The sequence below is a fragment of the Polaromonas sp. genome (assembly GCF_029945925.1).
Lineage (GTDB): Bacteria > Pseudomonadota > Gammaproteobacteria > Burkholderiales > Burkholderiaceae_C > Polaromonas.
In genome coordinates, this window is the sequence record NZ_JAQSDN010000005.1 from 1 (window position 1) to 7,979 (window position 7,979).

The window sequence follows — 7,979 nt, forward strand, 5'->3', positions numbered from 1 at the left end:
TGCGCAGCATGCGATTGACGAGCTGACTGGTCAGCATCAGGCGCTTGCCGTCGTGCATCAGGTGCTTGCGGCCGGGTAAGCGCCAGAGCTGGAACAGCAGCGCATCGGCCGTGGGATCGGCATCGGGATAGACCTGGACTACCGAGGATGGATCAGGGAACCAGTCGGGGTGCGCGTCGCGTGCATCGCGCGCGGGGTCTTCCAGCAGGCGCAAGCCCCAGCGAAGCGCCTCGTGCTGCGGATGGCGCCGGTGGCGTTGCCAGGCGCGCCGGTATTCCGCGTTGCGCCGCAGGTATTCCCAAGCCAGCGCGGGGCCGTCCAGATGCAGGACGTACAGGTATGCAGCACTGGGATGCCAGTGAACAGCGCTCGAATCTGCCATGGTGCAAGCTCCTCTCGGATAGAATGAAATCAATCGCCACCCGGGGATACGGCGGGCAAGACCATCTCAGTCTTCGACTGCTATGAGTCAACAAGGTTTTCAATTGATGAGGATAAGGGTCAGTCCATCATCAGCCTGCGCCGGCAAGCGTGTTGAGACAGCGTTGTGCCGTTGCTGCACTGAATAGCGATCAATCGTTGATCGATCCGTCGGCCCGAGCCAGCCGTGCGTATTCAGACAGTCGCCGCTTTGGCGTGAAATGCAAATCACGTACAACGGCCAGGTTCTGTGGTCCGCGAATGCCTTCCAGGACGGACAACCGAACATGACCAAGTTCCGGTGCGCCTATACCGAGGTCGATCAGGCCGAAAGCGGTGTCGCCGTCGTCGGGACTGAGTTCGGTCAAGAGCCAGGTCGCATGCGCATCCAGGGTGAACAGCTTGACAACCGGCAGCGGGTCGCGCTTCTCGCCGCGCGCGGCGGCAGCGCCGTTGTCCAGCAGTTGGACGCGGTGATCGTCGGTGATGAGTGGTTTCATGGTCGCTGCGCGAAAGTGGTCACGATCAACGAGACAATAGTTTTGTGAAAACGTGCCGATGCGTCAAAGATTGACTGTAGCAAGTGTGCTTCTGCGCCAAATCGCCAAAGCGGATTCCACCGAATCCGTGGGTACACGAATCGGCGATTGCGTAAGTACGGCAGCTATGATTTCAGTAGATGCGGCTTTCAGCATAGGCCCGCCCGCAACAAGTTCAAGCACGAAAAAATGAACACTAATCCAGGCGCAAAGGGGCAAATAGGCGAATAAAGGGCGCTACCCGGCGGCAGCGCCCGTATGACGGCTAGGTCACGATACGCTCTGCGTGCCGCGCTTCACGCGCATAGGCACTGATTGCCTTCGTGGCAACGAAGTGCAGATCCCGCTCAATTGGAAGACCAAGACGGCCACGCACCGATTGCAACTCGGCGAGACTCACATAGCCCAGCTCCGGGAAGTCTTGCCCCAGGTCGCAGAGCCCGAAGGCATGGTCGTGGTCGTCCGGGTCGATTTCGGTGAGCAGCCAGGTCGCGCCTGCGTCAGGGGTGAACAACTTGACTACGGGCGGTGGGTCGAAGCCGTCGTTGTCGAGGGACTGCTGGCCGTTGGCCAGCAATTGCGCACGCAGTGTTTCGGTGATGAGGTTCATGATTGCAACTCCTTGAATGGACGCTCCCGATCGGAGCGCTGCGATCCGGGCGCACGCGCAAAGCGCGGCCGTCACACCCCCAACACGGGCGAAGCCGGCGCGGGCCGGGGGTTGACGGGCGTGCGGCGTGCGCCAAGCTGCGCTGCTTATCCGGTCGGTGATGCGGCCATGCGCTACAGGAGTGGCGTCGTCATGAAGCGCCGCAACGCTGCGATGAACAGCGGTCGGCGTCAGACCCAGTTCGATGGCGCATAAGGTCTTGCATGCCGATCAGGCGCAGCCTGTTCGGCGCATTGCGAGGGGTGCCAAGCACAGCGCGGCGGGGATGGGCGTCGAGTCGATCCCCTAGAGGGCAAGCAAAGCGCGCAGGCGTCAGCGATGGAAGCCGAAAGGGCGAGACGCCACCGGTGGCTCGATGCCCAGCACGACAGCGTGACCCGGCAGCGCCGGGGACGCACGAACGCCTTCCATGCCGATGCACCAGGATTCGTAGAACCTGGAATGTGTCGTTGCCCAAACTCATGAAAGCGCGGAACCGTTTTCACTCATCTCCGTGAAACTACAGAACCGTAAATCCGTAGAAGCGGCTTTGCGCCCAAGCACGGATACGGATGCACGGTTCCACGGCTCCACGGCTCCACGGCTCCACGTTTCCACGGGATTCCGTACTCCGCCAATCAGCGATTCAGTGCATGAAATGAGGCGGCCCGCGCTGTGAAGCGCGAGCCGCTGATGGTGAATGCAAAAACGCCCCGCCGCATGGGCGGGGCGCCGAGGGCGACGATTACTCGCTCTTGCTGCGCGACCAGATCAGGTTGTGCGCGCCGTCTTCGCCTTCGACCAGGCGGGCATAGATGGTCGCCGGGAACGACGGGTCATCCAGGGTTGCCGACAGGTAGGGCCGTTCCGCCTTGCTGATTTTCTTCCACGCCGCGCCGATCTCGAAGTTGCCGGCGACGATGCGGTAGTCTGGAGCGTTGTCGCTCTCCTTGGTGTTGGGAACGAATTTGACCTTGACGTTGAGCGTCAGGGTGCGAACCGTGCCGGAGAAGCTGCCGTTCTGTGCGGTAAAGATGCCGATGTTTGCCATGATGTAGTTCCTTTCGGTGAATCAAGGTCGCGCCCATCGCGGCCTTGTCGGTGATCCAAAGGGCGAGGTACGGGCGGGCTGCACCGCAAAGCGGCCGCAACGCAGTGGAGGACCGGGAGGCGCGGCGATTTTGTTGCGCGAGGAAGGCACACCGTGCCGGGGAAAATCGTTGCGCCGGACGGTTGCAGCCATGAAGCCCGAGGCGCAGCCGGTGCCTCGCCAGGATTCACGACAAGCCAAGGCCGCCGTTGGGTGCGATCCTCACCGAAAGGCAGCATGGCCCCGGCATCCCCGCGCAGAAGCGTTGCCGGCACGCACCCCATCGCAGGCAAGGTCGGTTCCGAATCACCAAGGATGAACGCTCCTCGCGCATTGGCGCGGGCTTGATGGATTGCGGCGTGGATGGCTCTGGGCATGGTGGACGGCCTGTCGGTGAGCCGCCGTCGTTTCTGGCGACCTGCCCGCCAGCGTCGGGGACGGTGCGTCATTGCACAACCGGGCGCAGCAAAGTCTGTCGCACTCCGCCGTCCCGCCCATGCGGCGGGATGCGTTTTGGTGAAGCCGGATGACCGGCCTACGGCCAGAGACGGGCGACAGACCAACGCCGTGAGGCGAGCGCCACTGCGTGCTGCAAGCACGCCTGGCTAGAGATAAGCAAAGCGCATAGCGCGCTGGCGTCAGCCGACCGTAGGGAGGGAACGCTGGAAGCCCGAGAGGGGTGAGACGCCATCGGGCGGCTCGATGCCACGCACGACAGCGCGGCCCGGCTATGCCGGGAGACGCAAAGAAATTTCAGCCAGGAAGTCGAGGTGATCTATGCGTAGCATCAAGCATGCATAGACTGAATGCCCTTGCCAGCGATGGCGAACACTTGCAGCCATCAAGCGGTCGCGTAGCGATCGCCGCCGCGCGCCCAGACGAAACGGATGGGCGCGCGGCGGCCCGGCATAGCCGCCCGCTGCTTTGCCTTTGGTGTCGAGGGGCATTGCGCCCCCTCGCTGATTCAGTCGGTCAAGCCTTGAGCCGCTTCATGCCTTCGGCCAGCATCCACAATGCCCGGTTGATCTTCACGTTCTGGTCAATGCCTTGAATTGGCCGGGTGCTGTGTTTGCGCCCGGTGGCATTACGTCCCTGAAGCCCGCCTTGCGTCAGGTTTTCTTGCACGCGGTTATAGGCGCTCCACAAGTCGGGTCGGTCATCATCGCGGCGGCGCGGCATCAATAGCTGTGACTCGGTGATGGGTGCAGGCGTGGCCGGGTCGTCGTATTTGAGGGACAGCGCCGCATGGGCGAACACCTCGGCCTCGCCCCGGTTAAGCGTGATAGCGCACATTTCGTCACGGCGTTCACGCACCAGATCGAAACCGTCTAGCACGTCATACGCACCCTCGATCACTTGCCCGACCACATCGCCTTTGTGCGGAATGCGCAGATCGGCCACGGTGTCGCCGCATACCAAACCGTTTTTACAGACGAATCTGAACATGCCCGCCAACATTTGATAGCTGCTGGTGCCGTCGTGTGAGTTCAGCAGAATGATTTCGTTGGCCTCTGCGCCGTTGATCTGGTTGGCATGGCGCAGCCGCACCATGTGTTTGGTGTGTTCGCGCTTGCCTTCGTCACGCACGCGGGTCTGGCACACCATGAATGGCTGGAATCCTTCCTTGCGCAGTTCGGAAAGCACCGCCCCGGTCGCAATGTAGCGGTAACGGTCTGAGCGGCTTTCGTGCTTGTCCTCGGCAAAGATGGACGGGGCCACGGCGCGAATCTGATCATCTGACAGCGGATGATCGGTGCGCAGCATCGGCGAGCGGGAAGCGAAACGGGAACTGAGTTGCATGGTTTTTCTCCAAAGATTGAGGCTGTGGTTTCAAAGCTGACCGGATTCCAAGATTCAGAGCCCGGTATTTGGCTTTGGTGGGTTCGGCGCAGAGACCTGGGCCGGTCCCTGTTTGCCGCCGTCTTTCCTGAGTTCATCGCCCGCGAAAAACCGGGCCAGCGAGGGACTGGCTGTCAAGGAAGAAGCGCAGGGTTGGTGCGGCCCGCAGCCAACGGCGAGGACTCGGCCCGGCGCGCCTTGACGGACAGGCACCGCGGGCTAAGGTCGCGGGAGAAAGCGATGCACTTGGGGAAAGACGATCAGCGGTCCGATGGGCCAGGGAATACGCCGAAACCAACGCCGCGCGGCGAGCGCCACTGCGTGCTGCAAGCACGCCTGGCTAGAGGTACGCAAAGCGCGTAGCGCGGTAACAACATCGTGTGCTGGCCGATCAGACGCAGCCTGTTCGGCGGTCCTATGGGGCGCCAAGCCTGCGCGGCGGGGTGGGCGTCAGCCGACCCCAGGAGGCAAGTGCAGCGCGCAGCTTTCTCGACGCCAAGGACACAGTAAAAAAGGGGGCAAAGCCCCCTCGGGCTACAGCAGCCCGCGTTCGGCAAAACTCAGGATGGCGCTGCCGGCGACGATCAGGTGATCCAGCACCCGTACGTCCACCAGCGCCAGCGCCGACTTCAGCGTCTGCGTCAGCATCTCGTCGGCGCGCGAGGGTTCCGCCACACCTGACGGGTGGTTATGCACCAGCAGCAGCGCAGCGCTGTTCCTGGCCAACGCTTCCTTGACCACCTCGCGCGGATACACCGATGTCTGGCTCACCGTGCCGCGAAACATCTCGACGTATTCGATGACACGGTTCTGTGCGTCCAGATGGATGACGGCGAACACCTCGTGCTCCAGCGCCCCCAGCTTCACCTGCAGGAAGTCGCGCACCACCTGCGGCGAGTTCAGGACTTCGCAGTCGCGCATTTGTCCTGCGAGTACACGCTGCGCAGCCTGCAGCACCTCGTCGGCATTGGCTGGACGGTAGTCGCCTGTGACATCGCGAACGAGAAGGGAAGAATCGAGAGAATGAGTAAGTTGCGACATGATCGTGCTCCAGTCCGAATCGGGCGGAATTGCCCGGAACCGGAGGAACACGGCGCAGCGCAGCAGTCAGGGGTCGAAGACGGCCGCATGGACGCCAGCGTGCCAGGCACGCGCAGCCCTTGACGGCGAGAACGGCGTGGTACGTTGAAGGGAACAGCAAGGCCACCCCACACACTCCACTGCCTTAACGGCAAGCGGCGCGCGCAGGCCCAAAGGGCCGGAGGCGTCAGGGATCAATGCCGAATGGCCGTGACTCGGCACGAGGCGCGGGGCAACGCCCGCGAGCCCGACGGCGGTACGCCGGGATGCCCGGAATCAGCCGACAGGATTCACTGCACAGTAAATATTGCTATTTGGTCGAATATCGATACGGACAAATTAAAACGGCAAATCGTCATCGGGTGCCGCGATCGTTATCGGCACAGTAGCGTGTTTCGTTCTGGCTTCGATTGATTTGATGAAGCGGATCGAACTGGCAACGTGGTTGAAGATGAGCAGGCTTTCCTCGTAGTTGAGGATTGGGTTGTCATGGGCCAGGCTCTTGTTGTTGCGAACGTCACTGAAGGCTTCGAGCACAGAAATGCTGGACTTCAGGATGCGCTCGGTCATCAGCGATTCAAGGTGGCCCGCGTCGCGCAGGCGCTTCACATACTCGCCGAAGATACTGTGCAAAGCTTTGTCACGATTGACTTCAACGCCACGCTGTTCGCACAGCGTGCGCACGTATTTGATGACGAACGTGTGCAGCCGATCCAGAGCCGCTTCGGGCTGGTTTTTCTCGATGGCTTCGCGCACATGTTGAGCAACTGTTTCAAAGTCGCGCTCGTCGACCGTGGCGGTCAGTGCATCCAGTTCGGCGACGGGTGTGTCGCGCATCATGCGGCTGGCGATTTTCCAGCAATCGTCGGTCAGTTCGGTCAATCCTGGCTCGTCGCCCAAACAGTTCTCAGCCTGACCGTACAAGATCAACGCCTGGATGACTTTGCCGACCAGGTGGCTTCCTTCGGCCACCCAGAATCCGCGCAGGCGGTTGGCTTTGGATGTGCCGCGCTCACGATAGACCGCAGCATCGATGTCGCGGCGCGTGTGCTCCTCGAAGAATTCACTGAATGTGCGATCCGTGAAATCGAGCACGTAGCCGCCACTCATGCGGAGCAGCCGTTCCAGTTTGCGACGCTCTATGGAGGACAAATCGGCCATGGGACTTCCTTGGTGCGTAGGCTGCCGATCAGCCATCCGCCTTCGGCAAGTCGGCGGCGCGAACGGCACGCAGCACTTCCCGAAAGACGTCATTGAACGGTGGTAGATGGTTCATCTGGTGCGCGAGACGGGCGGCCCAGAGCCGCCGTAGACGATCTTCCTTGGCGGCAATTGCCTGCTCCATGCCTGCGACGACGCGCTGCCGCAGCATCAACTTGGCATCGAGTTCGGCGCGCATTTCTGCAACGCGCAAGTCGGTAGAGCCGAACAGGTACCAGAGGTCGTACAAGTCGCGCGGTTCATTGCGCGCCCGGTCGCTCAAGGCCAGCAGCTTTTCAACCACGATTTCCTTGATGTCGTAGACCTTTACGGTTGGCCCTTCGGGTAAATCGTCAAAGCTGTTATAGGTGCGATGAATCGGGCGATCTTGCAGCGGGAAGCACAGGACTTCGGTGATCGTGATATCAACCTTCACGTCGTTCGCAGCGGGCAGCGGTCCCTGGTAGCGCAGATAAAACGTGTGGCTGTTCTGGTGGCTGTGGCGGTCCTCGCGGTCGAAAGCGATCCGCAAGCCGCAGGCGGCCTCGACCGCCGCAAAGATTTCGGTTAACCCTGCCAGAATATTTTCGAGGGTGATCGGACGGGTCAAGGTGAAATCCAAGTCTTCCGAAAACCGATAGTCCTCGAACCAGCAGCGTCGCAGGGCCGTGCCACCTTTGAAGGCCAGCACTTCGCGTAGCGGATGACCGGCCAGACCGGTCAGGAACCAGGCCAGCACGTAATCGCGTTCGATGACGGCCTCGGGAATGCGCCGCCCGCCGGCGCTTACCAGCGTGTTCGAGATCAGGGAAATATTGCGTTGTGGAATCATCAGCCAAGCCTTACGGTATCGAGTTCTTCAGGAGTCACGTTGAGCTGGAGCCTCCAACGTGAGAAAAATGCCCCCTCGGCGGGGTGCAGTGGATCAAGGCGCTGGTACGTTGCCGTCAGCATGCCGTGCAATGGTTCCAGCACCAACGCATCGGCCAGGCCATAGTGTTCCAGCAGGTAGCCGAGGCGACGCACGACGGCGCCGACGCCGAGGCGTCGTGCGTAGTCCACCAGCCGTTCGACTTTCAGCACGTCCCGCTTCATCCACAAGCCCTTGGCGACTTCGGTAATGCCGCCGACAAATGCCGGGTGTCGGAGCCCGTCGATGATG

Annotated in this window: 9 protein-coding genes; all 9 read right to left on the reverse strand. The window is 61.6% G+C overall.

Annotation, left to right across the window (positions count from 1 at the left end):
* A partial coding sequence (locus PSV40_RS01585; RefSeq protein ID WP_300533413.1) for a DUF6499 domain-containing protein occupies nucleotides 1–382 on the reverse strand: 382 nt, incomplete at its 3' end.
* Between the two features lie 190 nt (nucleotides 383–572).
* The gene (locus PSV40_RS01590) at nucleotides 573–920 is read right to left on the reverse strand and encodes a DUF2958 domain-containing protein (protein ID WP_300533414.1); all 348 of its coding nucleotides are present in this window, start codon (nucleotides 918–920) and stop codon (nucleotides 573–575) included.
* Nucleotides 921–1,224: 304 nt separating this feature from the next.
* On the reverse strand, nucleotides 1,225–1,569 hold the full coding sequence (locus PSV40_RS01595) for a DUF2958 domain-containing protein (RefSeq protein ID WP_300533415.1): 345 nt from the start codon (nucleotides 1,567–1,569) through the stop codon (nucleotides 1,225–1,227).
* 784 nt (nucleotides 1,570–2,353) lie between these two features.
* The gene (locus PSV40_RS01600) at nucleotides 2,354–2,659 is read right to left on the reverse strand and encodes a DUF736 domain-containing protein (protein WP_300533418.1); all 306 of its coding nucleotides are present in this window, start codon (nucleotides 2,657–2,659) and stop codon (nucleotides 2,354–2,356) included.
* A 1,011-nt stretch (nucleotides 2,660–3,670) separates the two neighbouring features.
* Nucleotides 3,671–4,498, reverse strand: a complete 828-nt coding sequence (locus PSV40_RS01605) for a DUF932 domain-containing protein (protein WP_300533420.1) — start codon at nucleotides 4,496–4,498, stop codon at nucleotides 3,671–3,673.
* 573 nt (nucleotides 4,499–5,071) lie between these two features.
* A complete protein-coding gene (gene radC, locus PSV40_RS01610; RefSeq protein ID WP_300533422.1) occupies nucleotides 5,072–5,578 on the reverse strand; it encodes a DNA repair protein RadC in 507 nt (168 codons plus the stop codon).
* 378 nt (nucleotides 5,579–5,956) lie between these two features.
* Nucleotides 5,957–6,778 carry an abortive infection family protein gene (locus PSV40_RS01615; RefSeq protein ID WP_300533424.1) on the reverse strand — a complete coding sequence of 274 codons (822 nt, stop codon included), beginning with the start codon at nucleotides 6,776–6,778 and terminating at the stop codon, nucleotides 5,957–5,959.
* Between the two features lie 28 nt (nucleotides 6,779–6,806).
* Nucleotides 6,807–7,649, reverse strand: coding sequence for a nucleotidyl transferase AbiEii/AbiGii toxin family protein (locus tag PSV40_RS01620; protein ID WP_300533426.1), 843 nt, complete (start codon nucleotides 7,647–7,649; stop codon nucleotides 6,807–6,809).
* Nucleotides 7,649–7,979 (reverse strand): hypothetical protein (locus PSV40_RS01625; protein WP_300533428.1); only part of this gene is annotated, 331 nt, incomplete at its 5' end. The genes PSV40_RS01620 and PSV40_RS01625, both read right to left, overlap by 1 nt.